The organism is Bradyrhizobium sp. cf659, from assembly GCF_900113725.1.
GTDB lineage: Bacteria > Pseudomonadota > Alphaproteobacteria > Rhizobiales > Xanthobacteraceae > Bradyrhizobium.
In genome coordinates this window covers 246,158-262,015 of record NZ_FOQJ01000012.1, presented here as the reverse complement: position 1 = coordinate 262,015, position 15,858 = coordinate 246,158, and the positions used below count along the sequence as shown (strand labels likewise).

18 protein-coding genes are annotated in these 15,858 nt (G+C 65.0%); 6 read left to right on the top strand and 12 right to left on the bottom strand.

All coding sequences use genetic code 11. The annotated features are described in order from the left end of the window. The 7 genes from BM118_RS34340 to BM118_RS34310 form a co-directional block, all read right to left on the bottom strand. A partial coding sequence (locus tag BM118_RS34340; protein ID WP_143099567.1) for a DUF4372 domain-containing protein occupies nt 1–228 on the bottom strand: 228 nt, incomplete at its 3' end. A 260-nt stretch (nt 229–488) separates the two neighbouring features. After that, nucleotides 489–1,247 (bottom strand): SDR family oxidoreductase, encoded by a 759-nt coding sequence (locus tag BM118_RS34335; protein WP_092191580.1) that lies wholly within the window; start codon nt 1,245–1,247, stop codon nt 489–491. A gap of 26 nt (nt 1,248–1,273) precedes the next feature. Next, complete coding sequence (locus BM118_RS34330; RefSeq protein WP_011088363.1) at nt 1,274–2,032, bottom strand: proteasome-type protease; 759 nt, start codon at nt 2,030–2,032, stop codon at nt 1,274–1,276. A gap of 107 nt (nt 2,033–2,139) precedes the next feature. After that, on the bottom strand, nt 2,140–2,547 hold the full coding sequence (locus BM118_RS34325) for a carboxymuconolactone decarboxylase family protein (protein ID WP_092191578.1): 408 nt from the start codon (nt 2,545–2,547) through the stop codon (nt 2,140–2,142). A 90-nt stretch (nt 2,548–2,637) separates the two neighbouring features. Beyond that, nucleotides 2,638–3,480, bottom strand: coding sequence for a transglutaminase family protein (locus tag BM118_RS34320; protein WP_092191576.1), 843 nt, complete (start codon nt 3,478–3,480; stop codon nt 2,638–2,640). A gap of 131 nt (nt 3,481–3,611) precedes the next feature. Then, nucleotides 3,612–4,556 carry an alpha-E domain-containing protein gene (locus tag BM118_RS34315; protein ID WP_092191574.1) on the bottom strand — a complete coding sequence of 315 codons (945 nt, stop codon included), beginning with the start codon at nt 4,554–4,556 and terminating at the stop codon, nt 3,612–3,614. A gap of 4 nt (nt 4,557–4,560) precedes the next feature. Continuing rightward, complete coding sequence (locus BM118_RS34310; protein ID WP_092191572.1) at nt 4,561–5,979, bottom strand: circularly permuted type 2 ATP-grasp protein; 1,419 nt, start codon at nt 5,977–5,979, stop codon at nt 4,561–4,563. Between the two features lie 277 nt (nt 5,980–6,256). Here BM118_RS34310 and BM118_RS34305 point away from each other — a divergent pair, with 277 nt between their 5' ends. The 3 genes from BM118_RS34305 (at nt 6,257) to BM118_RS34295 (ending at nt 8,330) form a co-directional block, all read left to right on the top strand. Beyond that, a complete protein-coding gene (locus BM118_RS34305; protein WP_092191570.1) occupies nt 6,257–6,994 on the top strand; it encodes a competence/damage-inducible protein A in 738 nt (245 codons plus the stop codon). A 38-nt stretch (nt 6,995–7,032) separates the two neighbouring features. Continuing rightward, nucleotides 7,033–7,560, top strand: coding sequence for a xanthine phosphoribosyltransferase (gene gpt, locus BM118_RS34300; RefSeq protein WP_092191568.1), 528 nt, complete (start codon nt 7,033–7,035; stop codon nt 7,558–7,560). A 152-nt stretch (nt 7,561–7,712) separates the two neighbouring features. After that, a complete protein-coding gene (locus tag BM118_RS34295; RefSeq protein ID WP_092191566.1) occupies nt 7,713–8,330 on the top strand; it encodes a hypothetical protein in 618 nt (205 codons plus the stop codon). Here BM118_RS34295 and BM118_RS34290 read toward each other — a convergent pair. Both BM118_RS34290 and BM118_RS34285 read right to left on the bottom strand, forming a co-directional pair. Continuing rightward, nucleotides 8,327–8,554, bottom strand: coding sequence for a hypothetical protein (locus BM118_RS34290; protein WP_092191564.1), 228 nt, complete (start codon nt 8,552–8,554; stop codon nt 8,327–8,329). The genes BM118_RS34295 and BM118_RS34290 overlap by 4 nt on opposite strands. A 5-nt stretch (nt 8,555–8,559) precedes the next feature. Further along, nucleotides 8,560–9,582, bottom strand: coding sequence for a methionine synthase (locus BM118_RS34285; protein WP_092191562.1), 1,023 nt, complete (start codon nt 9,580–9,582; stop codon nt 8,560–8,562). A gap of 121 nt (nt 9,583–9,703) precedes the next feature. Between BM118_RS34285 and BM118_RS34280 the strand changes: the two genes are divergently transcribed. The 3 genes from BM118_RS34280 (at nt 9,704) to BM118_RS34270 (ending at nt 12,122) form a co-directional block, all read left to right on the top strand. Beyond that, the gene (locus BM118_RS34280; RefSeq protein WP_092191635.1) at nt 9,704–10,405 is read left to right on the top strand and encodes a glutathione S-transferase N-terminal domain-containing protein; all 702 of its coding nucleotides are present in this window, start codon (nt 9,704–9,706) and stop codon (nt 10,403–10,405) included. Nucleotides 10,406–10,536: 131 nt separating this feature from the next. Beyond that, on the top strand, nt 10,537–11,145 hold the full coding sequence (locus BM118_RS34275) for a 2-hydroxychromene-2-carboxylate isomerase (protein WP_092191560.1): 609 nt from the start codon (nt 10,537–10,539) through the stop codon (nt 11,143–11,145). Next, a complete protein-coding gene (locus BM118_RS34270; protein ID WP_092191558.1) occupies nt 11,145–12,122 on the top strand; it encodes an NADPH:quinone oxidoreductase family protein in 978 nt (325 codons plus the stop codon). The genes BM118_RS34275 and BM118_RS34270 overlap by 1 nt, the downstream gene beginning before the upstream one ends. A 97-nt stretch (nt 12,123–12,219) precedes the next feature. On the opposite strand, the gene BM118_RS34265 is transcribed toward BM118_RS34270, so the two are convergent. The 3 genes from BM118_RS34265 to BM118_RS34255 form a co-directional block, all read right to left on the bottom strand. Next, nucleotides 12,220–13,110 (bottom strand): crotonase/enoyl-CoA hydratase family protein, encoded by an 891-nt coding sequence (locus BM118_RS34265; RefSeq protein WP_074122485.1) that lies wholly within the window; start codon nt 13,108–13,110, stop codon nt 12,220–12,222. 150 nt (nt 13,111–13,260) lie between these two features. Then, complete coding sequence (locus tag BM118_RS34260) at nt 13,261–14,682, bottom strand: amidase (protein WP_092191556.1); 1,422 nt, start codon at nt 14,680–14,682, stop codon at nt 13,261–13,263. Then, nucleotides 14,675–15,847 carry a M20 aminoacylase family protein gene (locus BM118_RS34255; protein ID WP_092191554.1) on the bottom strand — a complete coding sequence of 391 codons (1,173 nt, stop codon included), beginning with the start codon at nt 15,845–15,847 and terminating at the stop codon, nt 14,675–14,677. The genes BM118_RS34260 and BM118_RS34255 overlap by 8 nt, the downstream gene beginning before the upstream one ends. Nucleotides 15,848–15,858 lie beyond the last annotated feature (11 nt).

Below are 15,858 nucleotides of genomic sequence, written 5' to 3'. Positions count from 1 at the left end.
GCCCGTTCCCAGATGATAGTGGTGCTGAGGGTTGGCGTTGAAGCCCGTCACCACGGCACGCAAACTGGCGTGACCGCTCAGTTGCGCATAGATCAGCGCGACCAAATGATCCCAGCTCTTGAACGACTTGTCGTAGGCATCCCCGTCCACACGATCCACAGCAGCCTGAAATTGCCGCCGATTGATCGGTTCAAGGAGCCTTCCAAAAATGCTATCGCTAAACCGCATGCCCGGTCACCTTCTGAGTCTCGACAACCAGAAAGTACCTGCTTCACGCCGGTTAAACCGGGCATGCTCCGCGACACAGTGAATCATTCCCCGGACAGCCCTGCGTAAGAACGGGGAGAGGGGGAAGAGAGAGCCGCTGCGCTCGCAATGACGATTGTAGAGGCCCTGCGGGGACTTGCTTCGCGTCACCCCGGCGGCCGAGCCGCATTAGGCGCCCCACGCCGCCTACTGTGCATGGGGTTGTTTTCGCGTTTTTTAGTTCAGCCCCGTCCGACGAACGGCATCTTGGTCGCCATGACCGTCATGGTCAGCACGTTGGCGTCCAGCGGCAGGCCGGCCATGTAGGCGACGGCATCGCCGACCGCCTTGGCGTCCATGCGCGGCTCGTGCTTGGTGGTGCCGTCGGGCTGGAGCACGCCGGGGCCGTTGACCATGCGATCGGTCATGGGGGTTGCCGCATTGCCGATGTCGACCTGGCCGACCGCGATGTCGTACATGCGGCCGTCGAGATTGCTCGCCTTGGTGAGGCCGGTGATGGCGTGCTTGGTCGAGGTGTAGGCCGCCGAGAACGGCCGCGGCGCATGCGCCGAGATCGAGCCGTTGTTGATGATGCGGCCGCCGCGCGGGGTCTGGTCCTTCATGATGCGGAAGGCGTGCTGGGTGCACAGGAACGGGCCGGTGAGGTTGGTGTTCACCACCGCCTGCCACTGCTCGAGGCTGAGATCCTCGAAGTTCACGGCCGGCGCGCCCATGCCGGCATTGTTGAAGAGCACGTCGAGGCGGCCAAAGGTCGCCTTCACCTTGTCAAACAGCGCGGCGATCGAGTCCGGCTTGGTCATGTCGGCGGTGACGCAGAGGCTCTTGCCGGCGGGGCCGAGCTTCGCCGTCTCCTCGAGCATGTCGAGCCGGCGCCCGGTCAGCACCACGGTGAAGCCGGTGTTCATCAGCGCCAGCGAGGCCGCGCGTCCGACTCCGGTGCCGGCGCCCGTCACCACTGCGATCTTTTTCGCTTCACTCATCGTTTCCTGCCTTTTCTCTCAAGTTGTCAGGTTTTGGGTTCTTTTTCGTTCTTGTAGGGCGGGCGCGGAATGTTCTGATGCGCGGCGCGCAAGGCTGCCGACCAGCGCGAGCGCAGATCGTGGAAATAGGGCTCTCCCGCCTCGATGCGGTGGTTGAGATCGGCATCGCAGGCGTCGGCGCGCACCACCAGCACGTCGATCGGCAGACCGACGCCGAGGTTGGAGCGCATGGTCGAGTCCATCGAGATCAAGCCGGTCTTCAGCGCCTCGTACAGCTCGACGTCGTAATGCATGGCGCGGTCGAGCACCGGCTTGCCATATTTGTGCTCGCCGATCTGCAAGTAGGGCGTGTCGGTGGTGCACTCGATGAAATTGCCGGCGGTGTAGACCATGAACAGGCGCATGCGCGCGCCCTTGATCTGGCCGCCGAACAGGAAGGAGACGTCGAACGAGACGTCCTCGGACTTCAGCGCCGGGCCTTCGGTCGCATGCACCGCCCGGATCGCCCGGCCGATGCGCTGGGCGGCCTGGAACATGGTCGGCGCGTTCATCAGCGTCTCGATCTCGCCCGTGTTGGGATCCTCGAGGCCTTCGGTCAGTGTCGACAGCACCGACTGGCTGATGGCGAGGTTGCCGGCGCTGGCGATCGCCATGATGCGGTCGCCGGGCTTGGAGAAGATGTGCAGCTTGCGGAAGGTCGAAACGTTATCGAGACCGGCATTGGTGCGGGTGTCGGCGATCATCACCAGACCGTCCCGAACCAGGATTCCGCAACAATAGGTCATTTCCAGTCCCCGAACGCGTTTGCGCGGAATTACTAGCCAATTTCGGGGAGGCATGAAACCCCCGATTCCCGCGGGGAGGGCGTCATTCCGCGGAACGACTGCTGACCTCAGTCCGCGGCATCGACGAGAAACGCCTCGTCGACGGGAACGCCGAGCGCCGTGACCAGCCGGTTCGTCTCCGCGGCCATGCCGACGATTGCGAGCAGTTCGCCATATTCGGCCTCGGTCATGCCCTTGGCCCGTGCGCCGGCGGTGTGCGAATGGATGCAGTAGCTGCAGCCATGCGCCACCGAAACCGCGACATAGAGCATTTCCTTGACCTTGGGATCGAGCGCCCCCGGCGCCATCACCTCCTTGATGCTCTCCCAGGTCCGCCGCAGCGTCTTCGGATCATGCGCCAGCGCGCGCCAGAAATTGTTGACGAAATCCGACTGCCGCACCTTGCGGATGTCATCGAAAACGGCCCGTGCCTCGCTGGAGAGCTCATCGTCCGAAAGCAGCTTTACGGTCGCCATGGGGTACCTCGCGGGTCGGGTGTGACCTTGCGATTGTAGCATGGCTCATGCGGTCGGCCGGCAGCACTTCGTGGCGAGATGCGGCTATGCCTAGCTCTGCCGCTGTGACTGTGATTGCCCGCCGCGGCCGGCCTGCTCGACCTTGACCGCCACCGACAGCGTCTCCGCGCCGCCGCCATAGCGGGTGCCGCGCACGGGGGCTGCGCCGAGATAGTCGAGCCCGATCGCGACGCGGACATGGGCGTCGGTGGCGCAGATGCTGTTGGCGGGATCGAAGCCAACCCAGCCGAGATCGGGGACATACGCCTCCGCCCAGGCATGGCCGGCATCCTGATGCGCCGTGCCGTCCGAGCGCAGGAAATGGCCGGAGACGAAGCGGGCCGGCACGCCGCCGGTGCGGGCGCAGGCGATGAAGATATGCGCGTAGTCCTGGCAGACGCCGCGCTTGAGCGTGAAGGCTTCCGCCGCCGACGTGCCGCTGTTGGTCGGATCCTCGTCGAACGTCATGTGGTCGCTGATCTCACTCATCAGCGTATGCAGGAAGCCGAGCGTGTCGCGCTCGGCCTCGCTGCGCAGCTGGCGCGCCACCGCCGCCATCGCCGGATTGACTTCGGTCAGTTCCGTCGTGCGCAGGAACATGCCGGCCGGAAAGCGCTCGTCGGCGCCGCGCAGCACGCCGCCGGTGTCGTGGGTTTCGATCAGTCCCTCGGCCGTGATCTTGATGTCGCCGACAGGGCCGCAGGACAGCACATGGGTGACGTTGCCGAAGGCGTCCTCATGGGTGTCGAGCTTGGTGTCGGTCGAGACGTCGATCTGCCATTCCGCCACATACTGCCCGTCATGGCTGCACGGCGTCATGCGCAGGATCTGGATCACGCTGGTGGCCGGCGGCTCGTAGCGATAGGTCGTGGTGTGCTGGATTCGCAGGCGCATGATGGACCGTTGTTCTGGCGTCGTCATTCCGGGGCGGTGCGCAGCACCGAACTATGGTGCGCAATTGCGCACCTGAGAATCTCGAGATTCCGGGTCTGGTCCTTCGGACCATCCCGGAATGACGGCGTGTATCAGATCAAATACTGCTTCGTGATGATTTCGCCCAGCCTGGAATTATCCGCGATGAATTCCTGAATGAATTCATGCACGCCATGCTGGAAGATGTCGTTCATATTGCTGTGTTCGAGCCGGTTGCGGATGCCGCGGGCGTGGCGCTGGGCGGGACCCTGGCGGCCGTAGGCGACGCCGATCTGGTCGAGATTGCGCACGAGGTTGCCGTAGCAGCTGGCCAGCGAGCGGGGCAGCGTGTCGTTGAGGATCAGGAGATCAGCGATCAGCCAGGGCTTCAGCGTCTCGCGATAGACCCAGTGATAGGCGGTCAGCGCCGAGACCGAGCGCAGGATCGAAGTCCACTGGTAGAAGTCGAGCGGGCCGCCGACATGCTCTTCCTCGGGCAACAGCACGTGGTACTTCACGTCGAGAATGCGCGCGGTGTTATCGGCACGTTCCAGATGCACGCCCATCCGCGAGAACCAGTAGGCGTCGTTGCGCAGCATGGTCCGGTAGGCCGAGCCGTCGAAGCGCAGCGAGGTCTCCTGCACGAAGCGCAGGAACTTGGCGAGATCCTCGCGCGTCGAGGTGCCCTTGTTCCAGACCTCCTGCAATTCGATCCAGGCCGAGTTGATGGTGTCCCACATCTCGCTGGTGAGCGCGGTGCGCACCGAGCGCGAGTTCAGCCGCGCCGCCTCGATGCAGTTCCTGATCGAGGACGGGTTGTTCGGCGAGAACGAGAGGTATTCGACGACGTTGTGCTCGTTGGCTTCCTCGTAGGCCTGATAGAAGCTTGCGGCGACGCCGGCGGTCAGCAGCGCCGAGTCCCATTCGTTGGTCTTGCCGATATAGGCGGCGGGAAGCGCGGTGACGCGCAGCGTCGCATCGATGGTGCGCGCGAGATATTCGGCCCGTTCGACGTAGCGGGCGAGCCAGTAGAGGTTTTCGGCGGTACGCGACAGCATCTGACTACTCGTCCAAAATCCAGGTGTCTTTGGTGCCGCCGCCCTGGCTCGAATTCACCACCAGGGAGCCTTCCTTCAGCGCGACGCGCGTGAGCCCGCCCGGCACGATCGTGGTGCTCTTGCTGCCGGTCAGCACGAACGGCCGCAAGTCGACGTGGCGCGGAGCAAGGCCGGTGGCCGTGCAGGTCGGACAGGTCGAGAGCGCCAGTGTCGGCTGCGCGATAAAGCCTTCCGGCTCGCGCTTGAGCTTCTCGCGGAAGGCCTCGATGGTCGCCTTCGTCGCGGCAGGGCCGATCAGCATGCCGTAGCCGCCGGAGCCGTGCACTTCCTTGACGACGAGCTCGCCGAGATTGTCCAGCACATAGGCGAGGTCCTTCGGCTCGCGGCAGCGCCAGGTCGGCACGTTCTTCAGGATCGGCTCCTCGCCGAGATAGAACTTCACGATGTCAGGCATGTAGGAGTAGATCGCCTTGTCGTCGGCAATCCCGGTGCCGACCGCGTTGGCGAGCGTGATGTTGCCGGCCGCATAGGCCGACATCAGCCCGGGCACGCCGAGCACGGAGTCGGGGCGGAAGGTGAGGGGATCGAGGAAATCGTCGTCGACGCGGCGATAGATCACGTCGACCCGTTTTACGCCCTCGGTCGTCCGCATGAACACTTCGTTGTTCTTGACGATGAGATCGCGGCCCTCGACCAGCTCGATGCCGAGCTTGTCGGCGAGGAAGGAGTGCTCGTAATAGGCCGAGTTGTAGACGCCGGGCGTGAGCAGGGCGACCGTCGGCTCGCCCGAGGCGCTCTGTGGCGCCACCGAGCGCAGGGCCGCGAGCAGCTCGTCCGGATAGCGCTCGACCGGCGCCACCCGGTGGCGGGCGAACAGGTCCGGAAACAGCCGCATCATGATTTCGCGGTTTTCCAGCATGTAGGACACGCCCGAGGGCGTGCGCGCATTGTCCTCCAGCACGATGAAGTCCTCGGCGTCGACCCGGACGATGTCGATGCCGGCGATGTGCACGTAGACGTCGTGCGGCACCTGCTGGCCGTTCATCTCGGGACGGAACACCGGGTTCTGGAAGATCAGATCGTCGGGCACGACCTCGGCGCGCAGGATATCGCGGCCGTGATAGATGTCGCGCAGGAACATGTTGAGCGCGCGCACGCGCTGTTTCAGGCCCCTCTCCAGCAGCGCCCATTCCTTGCCCGACATGATCCGCGGGATCACGTCGAAGGGGATCAGGCGCTCGGTCGACTCGGAATCGCCGTAGACGGCGAAGGTGATGCCGATCCGGCGGAACAGGAGCTCGGCTTCCTGGCGGCGATATTCGAGCGCCTCGGGAGGCGTCTCCTTGAGCCAGCGCGCCAGCTCCTGATAGGCGGGGCGAAGGTCCCCACCGGGAATATTCATTTCATCAAACGCGACTGCCATAGATCCCGACTTGTCTCCGCTAGGCGTTGCGCCATTGGACAGGTCGCCAAGCCTTGATGAAGACTGCAACGTCCTGGCCATGCGGCAAGAGTGCATGACTTTCAGGTGGTAGCAAGGGCCGGGCCAGCGCGATAAGCATGGCCTGGCAGCATTTACCGGGGATAGCGGGCGGCTTGCCTGAAAAAATGGCTGAGGACTGCTTATTTCGGCAGCAAAACCGCGTGACTTCAACGCGTTACCTCGGCAAAGTCGGCGCTACAGGTGAGGGACTTAAGGCATGAGCGAGATCGTCACGGCGGGCATTCTGGTCATTGGGGACGAAATCCTGTCCGGCCGGACCAAGGACAAGAACATCGGCTTCATCGCCGAATACCTGACCAATATCGGCATCGACCTGAAGGAAGTCCGGGTCGTCTCCGACGACGAGGCCGACATCATCGCCGCGTTGGATGCACTGCGGCATCGCTACACCTATGTCTTCACCACCGGCGGGATCGGGCCGACCCATGACGACATCACCGCCGACAGCGTCGCCAAGGCGTTCGGCGTCGGCATCGACCACCACCCCGAGGTGGTTACCCGTTTCCGCGAACGCTGGAGCGAGCAGGACCTCAACGAGGCCCGCCTGCGCATGGCCCGCATTCCCGACGGCGCTGAGCTGATCCAGAGCGCGACCATCCTCGCGCCCGGCTTCAAGATCGGCAATGTCATCGTCATGGCGGGCGTCCCCTCGATCATGCAGGCGATGATGGACATCGTCTCGCCCAAGCTGAAATCGGGCGTGCGCATGCTCTCCGAATCGGTCCGCGCCAATGCGCGGGAAGGCGACATCGGCAGCCCCTTGCGGGCGATCGCCGCCGCTCATCCCGACACCATCATCGGCAGCTATCCCTTCATGGACGAGGAGCAGAAGCCGAACACCAATCTGGTGGTGCGCTCGCGGGATGCGGACAAGCTTGCAGCAGCCATGGCCGCGGTGAAGGAAATGCTGGCAGGATTGAACATCACCCGGTAGCAGAAAGGCTGCCGGACGACGATTGGCAGGAGAAGACGATGGGCGGTGAAGCACCGGAACTGAGCGAGCAGGAGCGGGCAGGCAAGGCCTTTCCGGTCTCGTGGGACCAGTTCCACCGGGATTGCCGGGCGCTGACCTGGCGGCTCAACGAGGTCGGTCCGTTCCACGCGGTGATCGCGATCACCCGCGGCGGCCTGGTGCCGGCCGCGATCGTCGCGCGCGAACTCGGCGTGCGCGTGATCGATACGGTCTGCATCGCCAGCTACGACCACACCAAGCAGGGCGACCTCCAGGTCCTCAAGGGCATCTCGGAAGCGGCCATGAAGCTCGGCGGCGGCACCGGCAAGGGGCTGTTGATCGTCGATGACCTCGTCGACACCGGCAAGACCGGCAGGCTGGTGCGCGAGATGCTGCCCGATGCGCATTTCGCCACCGTCTACGCCAAGCCGAAGGGGCGTCCGCTGGTCGACACCTTCATCACGGAGGTGTCGCAGGACACCTGGATCTTCTTCCCCTGGGACACCGCGCTGTCCTACCACCCGCCGCTCCGCGACGGGGCGGCGTGATCTTTCTTCACCTCGCCCCGCTTGCGGGGAGAGGTCGCGCCGAAGGCGCGGGTGAGGGGGACTCTCCGCGAGTCTAATTCTCACCGACCTTGCGGAGGCTCCCCCTCATCCCGACCTTCTCCCCGCAAGCGGGGAGAAGGAGAAGAAGCGTCATGCCCCTGCAAAACCGCGTCACGCCCACCGGTGAGATCATCGTCACTCCGCACCGCGGCATGTTCACCGGCAATCGTGGCATCATCCACGATCCCGCGACGAAGACGCTGCTGAACAAGCGCTGGTCGACGCCGGCCTGGATTACGTGCCTCTGCGAATTCCGCGGCTGGCGGCGGCCGGTGATGGCGCGCCGGAGCTGGACCGAGCTGTTCTTTTTGGACGAAGCCACCGCCTTTGCCGCGGGCCATCGGCCGTGTTTCTTTTGTCGCCGCGACGATGCCAGGCGCTTTCGCAGCGCGTGGGAAGCGGGGAATGTTGCAAACGACGTCAGCGCGAAGGCGATCGACGCCGTGCTGCATCGCGAGCGTCTTGATCGCGGCAAGAAGCAGCTGCATGCGCTGCCGATGCCGCTGGCTGAATTGCCCGACGGCGCGATGGTGCGGCAGGGCGAGGAGAGTTTTCTGGTGGCGCAGGGCCGGGCGCTGTTGTGGTCGCCGGCAGGCTATGCGCCTGTTAACCGCGAGCTCGCCGACGCAAAGCTGCTGACGCCGCCTTCCTCGCTGCGCGCGATCATCGCCGGCTACCAGCCTGTGCTGCATCCGACCGCGCGCAGCTAGCGCAGCGGCTTACCCTCTTGGTCCACCGTCGTCCGCGCATCGCGCAGCGCCCATTCGCGGATCACCTGGCGGCAGCGGGTCAGCTGGGCTTCGCTGGCGGTGTTCGCCTCCTTCGACGCCCGCTCGACCATGGCCTTGCAGTTGACGAGCACGGAGCGGTCCTCCGCGCGTGCCAATGCCGTGGTCGCGACCAGTGCAGCGATGACGATCGCTGAACGGATCACCGCAACTACCCCAGCTTCTCGCGCGCCAACGCGGCGCCGGCGCCGAGCGCCATCAGCTTGGCTTCGGCAATGTCGCGCCGCATCGGCGCCATGCCGCAATTGGTGGTGGCGATGATGTTGCTCTTGGGCACGAATTTCGACACCGCGTCGATCACCTGCACGACGTCCTCGGCGGTCTCCACCGTGTCGCTGGCGACGTCGATCACGCCGGCCTGCACGATCTTGGTCTTGAGCAGCGCGAGCAGGTCGAGCGGCACCTTGGAATTGCGGCACTCGATCGCGACCTGCTGGATCGGGCTCGCGTCGATCGCGGGGAAGATCTGCTCATATTGCCGCCACTGTGCGCCGAGCGTCTCCTTCCAGTCGGTATTGGCCTTGATGCCGTAGCCGTAACAGATGTGCACGGCAGTGGCGCAGGTCAGGCCCTGCGCAGCGCGCTCCAGCGCCTTGATGCCCCAGTCGTTGACCTCGTCCATGTAGACGTTGAAGGCAGGCTCGTCGAACTGCACGAGATCGACGCCGTCGGCCTGGAGCGCCTTGGCTTCCTCGTTGAGCAGCTCGGCGAACGCAAAGGCCATCTTGACGCGGTCGCCATAGTAGCGATCGGCAATCGTGTCGATGATGGTCATCGGGCCGGGCAGGGTGAATTTCAGCTTCTTCCTGGTGTGCGTGCGCGCCACGCGCGCCTCAAAGTCATGGACGCGGCCCTTGAGCCGGAGCGGCGCGACCACCTGCGGCACCATCGCCTTGTAGCGGTCCTTGCGGATGCCCATCTCGACCTTGTGGGCGAAATCGATGCCGTCGAGCTTCTCCAGGAAGCCGTGCACGAAATGCTGGCGGGCCTGCTCGCCCTCGGTGACGATGTCGATGCCGGCGTCCTCCTGGATCTTCAGCCAGATCAGCGTCGCGTCGCGCTTGGCGCGCAAGAGCTCGTCGCCCTGCGACTTCCAGGGCGCCCAGAGCATGTTGGGCTCGGCGAGCCATTCGGGCTTCGGCAAGGAGCCGGCGATCGTGGTTGGAAACAGCATGGCGGCCCTCCCGGCAGGTTGTGTTGCGCCCCTTCCTGCCATGTCCTAACGTCAAGGTACAGAACAACAAAAGTCGCTCTCTATTCCAGAGGCGATGACAGGGAAGGCCAAGGGAAAGGTCGTGATCGATCTCTATTATGCGCCGACGCCGAACGGCTGGAAAATCTCGATCATGCTGGAGGAGCTCGGGCTCCCCTATCGCGTGAAGCCCGTCAACATCCGCGCCGGCGAGCAGTTCAGCCCCGAGTTTCTCGCGATCAGCCCGAACAACCGCATTCCCGCCATCGTCGATCACGACCCCGCCGATGGCGGTGCACCTTTCTCGGCCTTCGAGACCGGCGCGATCCTGATCTATCTGGCGGAGAAGACCGGCCGCTTCCTGGCCGGAGATTTGCGCGGCCGCTCCACCACCATCCAGTGGGTGATGTGGCAGATGGCGGGGCTGGGACCGATGCTCGGCCAGCACGGTCATTTCGCGCTCTATGCGGCGGAGAGGATCCCTTACGCGATCGAGCGCTACCGCGACGAGGCGGCGCGCCTCTATGGCGTGCTCGACCGGCAGCTCGGCAAGACCGGCGCCTATGTCGCCGGCGACTATTCCATCGCCGACATCGCCTGCTTCCCCTGGACCATGACCCACAAGGCGCAAGGCTTTACGTTAGAGGACTATCCGAACGTGAAGCGCTGGTACGCGGAGGTCCGCGCCAGGCCGCAGGTGCAGGCGGGGCTTGCGATCGGCAAGTTCGTCAAAGAGCCGTTCGACGAGGAATCACGCAAGATCATGTTCGGCCAGCGTGCGAAGGAATTGCTGGGAAAGACGTAGACCGCTGCCACGCCAGTCATTGCGAGCGTAGCGAAGCAATCCAGAATCTTTCCGCGGTGACAGTCTGGATTGCTTCGCTGCGCTCGCAATGACGGGGGAGAGAGCGAAACAAACATGCACAAGGAAACGCCATGATCGAATTCTTCTTCGACTGTTCCAGCCCCTGGACCTATCTCGCCTTTCACAACATCCAGCCGCTGGCCAGGGAGCTCGGCGCGGAGATCGTCTGGCGGCCGATCCTGGTCGGCGGCATCTTCAACACGGTCAACCCCAGCGTCTATGTGCAGCGCGAGAAGCCGGTGCCGCTGAAGGCGCGCTACATGAAGAAGGATCTCGAGGACTGGGCACGCTCCGCGGGCCTCGCGATCAAGATGCCGCCGACGGTGTTCCCGGTGAACAGCGTCAAGGCGATGCGCGGCTGCATCTGGCTGGGTCAGGATATGGTGCCGTTCGCGACCGCCGTGTTCGAGACCTATTGGGGCGGCGACAAGGACATCTCGCAGGACGCGGTGCTCGCCGAGATCTGCAAGACGGTTGGCATCGACGAGCAGAAGTTCTTTGCCGGAATCGCGGAGCAGGGAATCAAGGACCAGCTCAAGGCCAACACCGAGGAGGTCGTCGCGCGCGGCGGCTTCGGCTCGCCGACGATCTTCGTCGGCAAGACCGACATGTATTTCGGCAATGACCGCCTGCCGCTGATCCGCGAAGCGCTGCTGCGCCGCAAGGCGAGCGCGGCCTGATGGTGCGCGCTGTCGTCTGCCGCGAACTCGGCGCGCCCGAGACGCTGCGGCTGGAGGAGTTTCCCTCGCGTGCCCTGAAGCCGGGCGAGGTGCGTGTCGCGATCCGCGCCGCCGGGCTGAACTTTCCCGACGTGCTGATGGCGGCCGGGGAATATCAGCTCAAGCCGGAGTTGCCGTTCACGCCCGGCATGGAGGCCGCCGGCGACGTCACCGAATTGGGCGCGGAGGCGAGGGGCGTTGCCGTCGGCGACAAGGTGATCGTGAAGATGCGGCACGGCGCTTTCACCGATGAAGCGGTCGTCGCGCCGTCGCAGCTCACGCCGATGCCGTCGACGTTCGACTATGCCGAAGCTGCGACCTATCTCGCCGGCCACGGCACCGCCTATCACGCGCTGATCGATCGCGGCAAGGTCGAGCCGGGCGAGGTGCTGCTGGTACATGGCGCGGGCGGCGGCGTCGGCCTTGCCGCCGTCGAGATCGGCAAGCTGCTGGGTGCGACTGTGATTGCGACCGCTTCCAGCGACGAGAAGCTCGCCATTGCAAAGGCGCGCGGCGCCGACCATCTCGTGCGCTACGACCGCGAGCCGTTTCGCGATGCCGTCAAGCGCATCACCGACGGACGCGGCGCCGACGTGGTGTTCGATCCCGTTGGCGGCGAGGTGTTCGAGAATTCGATGCGCTGCATCGCCTGGGGCGCGCGGCTGCTGGTGATCGGCTTCACCGGCGGGATCGGTTCGGCGAAGACCAATCTCCTGCTGATCAAGGGCGCGAGCGTGCTCGGCGTGCGCGCCGGAGAGGCCGTGCGGAAGAATCCTGCGCTCGGCGAGGTGCGCCTGAAGGCGCTCCTGAGATGGGCGGAGGAGGGCAAGCTGCGCCCCAATGTCTCGCACCGCCTGCCGCTTGAGGATTACGCGAAGGCGATGCGGTTGCTGATCGACCGCAAGGCGATCGGGCGCGTGGCGCTGGTGATGGAGTGACCTCCATCACCGTCATTCCGGGGCGCCCGAAGGGCGAACCCGGAATCTCGAGATCCCGGGTTCGATGCTTTGCATCGCCCCGGGATGACGCTCCGCGTCACTTGTACTCCCGCTCCGTCCACCACGGGAAATAGTCCGGCATGTCGCTGGACACCTTGTTCTTGAACTGCGCCGGGCGCTTCTCCAGGAACGACACCACACCCTCCTTGACGTCGTCCGAGCGGCCGCGGGCATAGATGCCGCGGCTGTCGACCTTGTGGGCTTCCATCGGATCGTCGGCGCCCATCATGCGCCACATCATCTGGCGGATCAGCGCCACCGAGACCGGCGCGGTCTTCGCTGCAAATTCCTTGGCGAGCGCGCGGGCGGTCGGCAGCAGATCATCGGGCGGCACGACCTTGCTGACCAGACGCCCCGCAAGCGCCTCCTGCGCCGGGAAGACGCGCCCCGAATAGCACCATTCCAGCGCCTGCGAGATGCCGACGATGCGCGGCAGGAACCAGCTCGAGGCGGCCTCGGGCACGATGCCACGCTGGGAGAACACGAAGCCGAAACGAGCAGCGTCGGAGGCGATGCGGATGTCCATCGCGAGCTGCATGGTGACGCCGATGCCGACGGCAGGGCCGTTCACTGCGGCGATCACGGGCTTGAGGCATTTGAAAATACGCAGCGTTACCTGGCCGCCGCCGTCGCGCACCTGCGGATCGCTGTAATCGACCTTGCCGTCGGCGAGGCGCTTCACGGGCCCGCGCCGCGCGTCGCGATCGAACGTATCGGCGCCGGACGAGAGGTCGGCGCCCGCGCAAAAGCCGCGGCCCGCGCCGGTGACGATGATGGCGCGGACGTTGTCGTCCTTGTCGGCGGCGTCGAAGGCGTCGATCAGCTCTGCCTGCATCTGCGCGTTGAAGGCGTTGAGCTTGTCGGGCCGGTTCAGCGTGATGGTGAGGATCTGCTCGGCGACCTCGTATTTGATCGTCTCATACGCCATTGGTGGTTTCCTTCCTTTTCTTTGTTCTTGGTGTTGCAACGCAGCCTGTCGTCATGCCCGGGCTTGTCCCGGGCATCCACGTACTTGCTTCAGCGCAAGCGTATAGACGTGGATGGCCGGGACAAGCCCGGCCATGACGGAGTGTGTAGACTATTTCGCCGGCGGGCTCGGCCAGGGCCGCTGCAGGCCGCGCAAGCTCTCGAAGGCCTTGGCCATGCCGAGCACGCCGATGTCGTCGAAGCGGCGGCCGACGATCTGCACGCCGATGGGAAAGCCCTTGGCGTCGAAGCCGCCATTGATGGAGACGGCAGGGTTCTCCGACATATTCCACGGCACGGTATAGGCGATGTGCTCGAACGGCTTCATCGGATCGTTGGTGGGCGAGGCCCATTCCGCCGGATAGTTCACGTTCGGTGCGGTCGGCGAGATCACGTAGTCGAGGTCGCAGAACAGTTTTGAAGCCGCGGCGCGGATCGCCATGGTCTGGTTGAAACCACGGATCACGTCGACGCCCGACAGTTTTGCGCCGGACTCGCCCCATTTGAAGATGTAGGGCAGCACCTTTGCCTGCTCGGCCGGCGTCAGCCTGGACAGATCATCCCACATCCGTGCGCGCCAGAAATTGTCGAGACCGTCGAGCATCTCGCGCGTGAGGATGCCATCGACCTCGGTGAAGACCGCGCCGGCAGATTCAAATGCCTTCGCCGCCTTTACCGCGACCTCGCGCACCGGTTTTTCCAGCGGCAGGCCGACGCCGGGATCGAGCATCAATCCGATCCGCAATTTGCGCGGTGACTTCTCCGGCCCTTTCCAGTTGAGGGGTTCGGCAGGCAGGCTCATGCCGTCGCGCCGGTCGGGCTTTGCGATCGCGCTCATCATCAGCGCGCAATCGTCGACCGTACGGGTCATGGGGCCGGCGACGCGGCCGACATAGGTGGGGTCGATCGGCACGCGGCCGAAGCTCGGCTTCAATCCGACGAGGCCGCACCAGCCCGCGGGAAGGCGCACCGAGCCGCCGATGTCGGTGCCGAGATGCAGGGGGCCATAGCCGGCCGCGGCGGCGGCGCCTGCACCGGCGCTGGAGCCGCCGGGATTCTTGGAGAGGTCCCAGGGGTTGCGCGCGAGCGCGTGGAAGCTGGAGAGCCCCGAGGACAGCATGCCGTAATCGGGCATGGTGGTCTTGGCGAAGATGATCGCGCCGGCCTCGCGCAGCCGCGCGGCAGGCGGCGCATCCTTCTCGGCGGGCACGAGCTTGACGCTGGCTGCCCCCAGCGGCACGGGCACGCCCTTGGTCGCGATGTTGTCTTTCACCGTGACAGGCACGCCGTCGAGCGGGCCGGACGGCTCGCCGCCGGTCCAGCGCGCGGTCGAGGCCTTTGCGGCCTCCCGCGCGCCGTCGGGATCGAACGCATAGAGCGCCTTGAGGTGCGGCTCCCACGCAGCGACGTGCGTGAGCACGTCCTCCAGCACCTCGCTCGGCGAGAACTGCTTGGCGCGATAGCCCGCGATCAGATCGACCGCGGACAGATCGTGCAGCGAGGTGACCGCCTCCTCGACGTTCTTTTTATGCATGAGCACCTACCGGCATGCGCGTCTCGATGATGCGGGCGAACATGCTGGCGCCGATCGGCAGGATCTTGTCGTCGAGCACAAAACCGGGATTGTGCACCGGCACCGAGCCGTCATGGCCGACCCAGAAATAGGCGCCGGGAATGGTCTGCAGCATGTCGGCGAAATCCTCGCTGCCCATCTTCGGCTGGGCGCGGGTGATCACGTTGGCGGGATTGACGATCGTGCGCGCGACCTCCTCGACCACCTTGGACTGCTCGACCTGGTTGATCAGCACCCCGAAAGTGTCGCGGATGTCGGCTTCGATCACGCACTGATAGGCGGACGCGATGCCGGCGCAGATGGTGCGGATGCGTTCGGCGATCAGGGCGCGGACTTCATTCGAGAAGGTACGGATGGTGCCGCAGAGATGCGCTTCGCCGGGGATGACGTTGTAGGCGGAACCGGCGTGAATCTGCGTGATCGAGATGACGGCGGCCTGCAGCGGCTCGACGTTGCGGCTGACGATGGTCTGGATCGCCTGCGCCAGCGTGGTCGCGATGATCACCGCATCCTTGGAGCGCTCGGGCATCGCGCCATGCGCGCCGTAGCCGGTGATGCGGAGGTCGAAGAAGTCGGCGCTGGCCATCGCCGGGCCGGGCAGGATCGCGATCTCGCCGTGGTTGAGGTCGGGCGCGTTGTGCAGGCCGTAGAGTTCGTCGCAGGGAAACTTCTCGAACAGGCCGTCCTTGATCATCGCGCGGGCGCCGCCGAGGCCTTCTTCGGCCGGCTGGAAGATCAGGTGCACGGTGCCGTCGAAGTTCCTGGTCTCGGCGAGGTAGCGCGCGGTGCCGAGCAGCATGGTGGTGTGGCCGTCATGGCCGCAGCCGTGGAAGCGGCCGGGGATTTTCGAGCTCCATTTCAGATTGGTGTTCTCTTCCATCGGCAGCGCGTCCATGTCGGCGCGCAGGCCGATGCGCTTGCCGCTTGTGCCCTTGCCCTTGATGACGCCGATCACGCCGGTGCCGCCGAGACCGCGATGCACCTCGATGCCCCAGCCCTTCAGCTTGTCGGCGACGATGCCGGAGGTGCGCACTTCCTCGAAGCCGATCTCGGGATGGGCGTGGAGGTCGCGCCTGATAGCGGTGAGTTCGTCGGCATAGCCGTCGATGCGATCGATCGTGGGCATGTGTCCTGTCC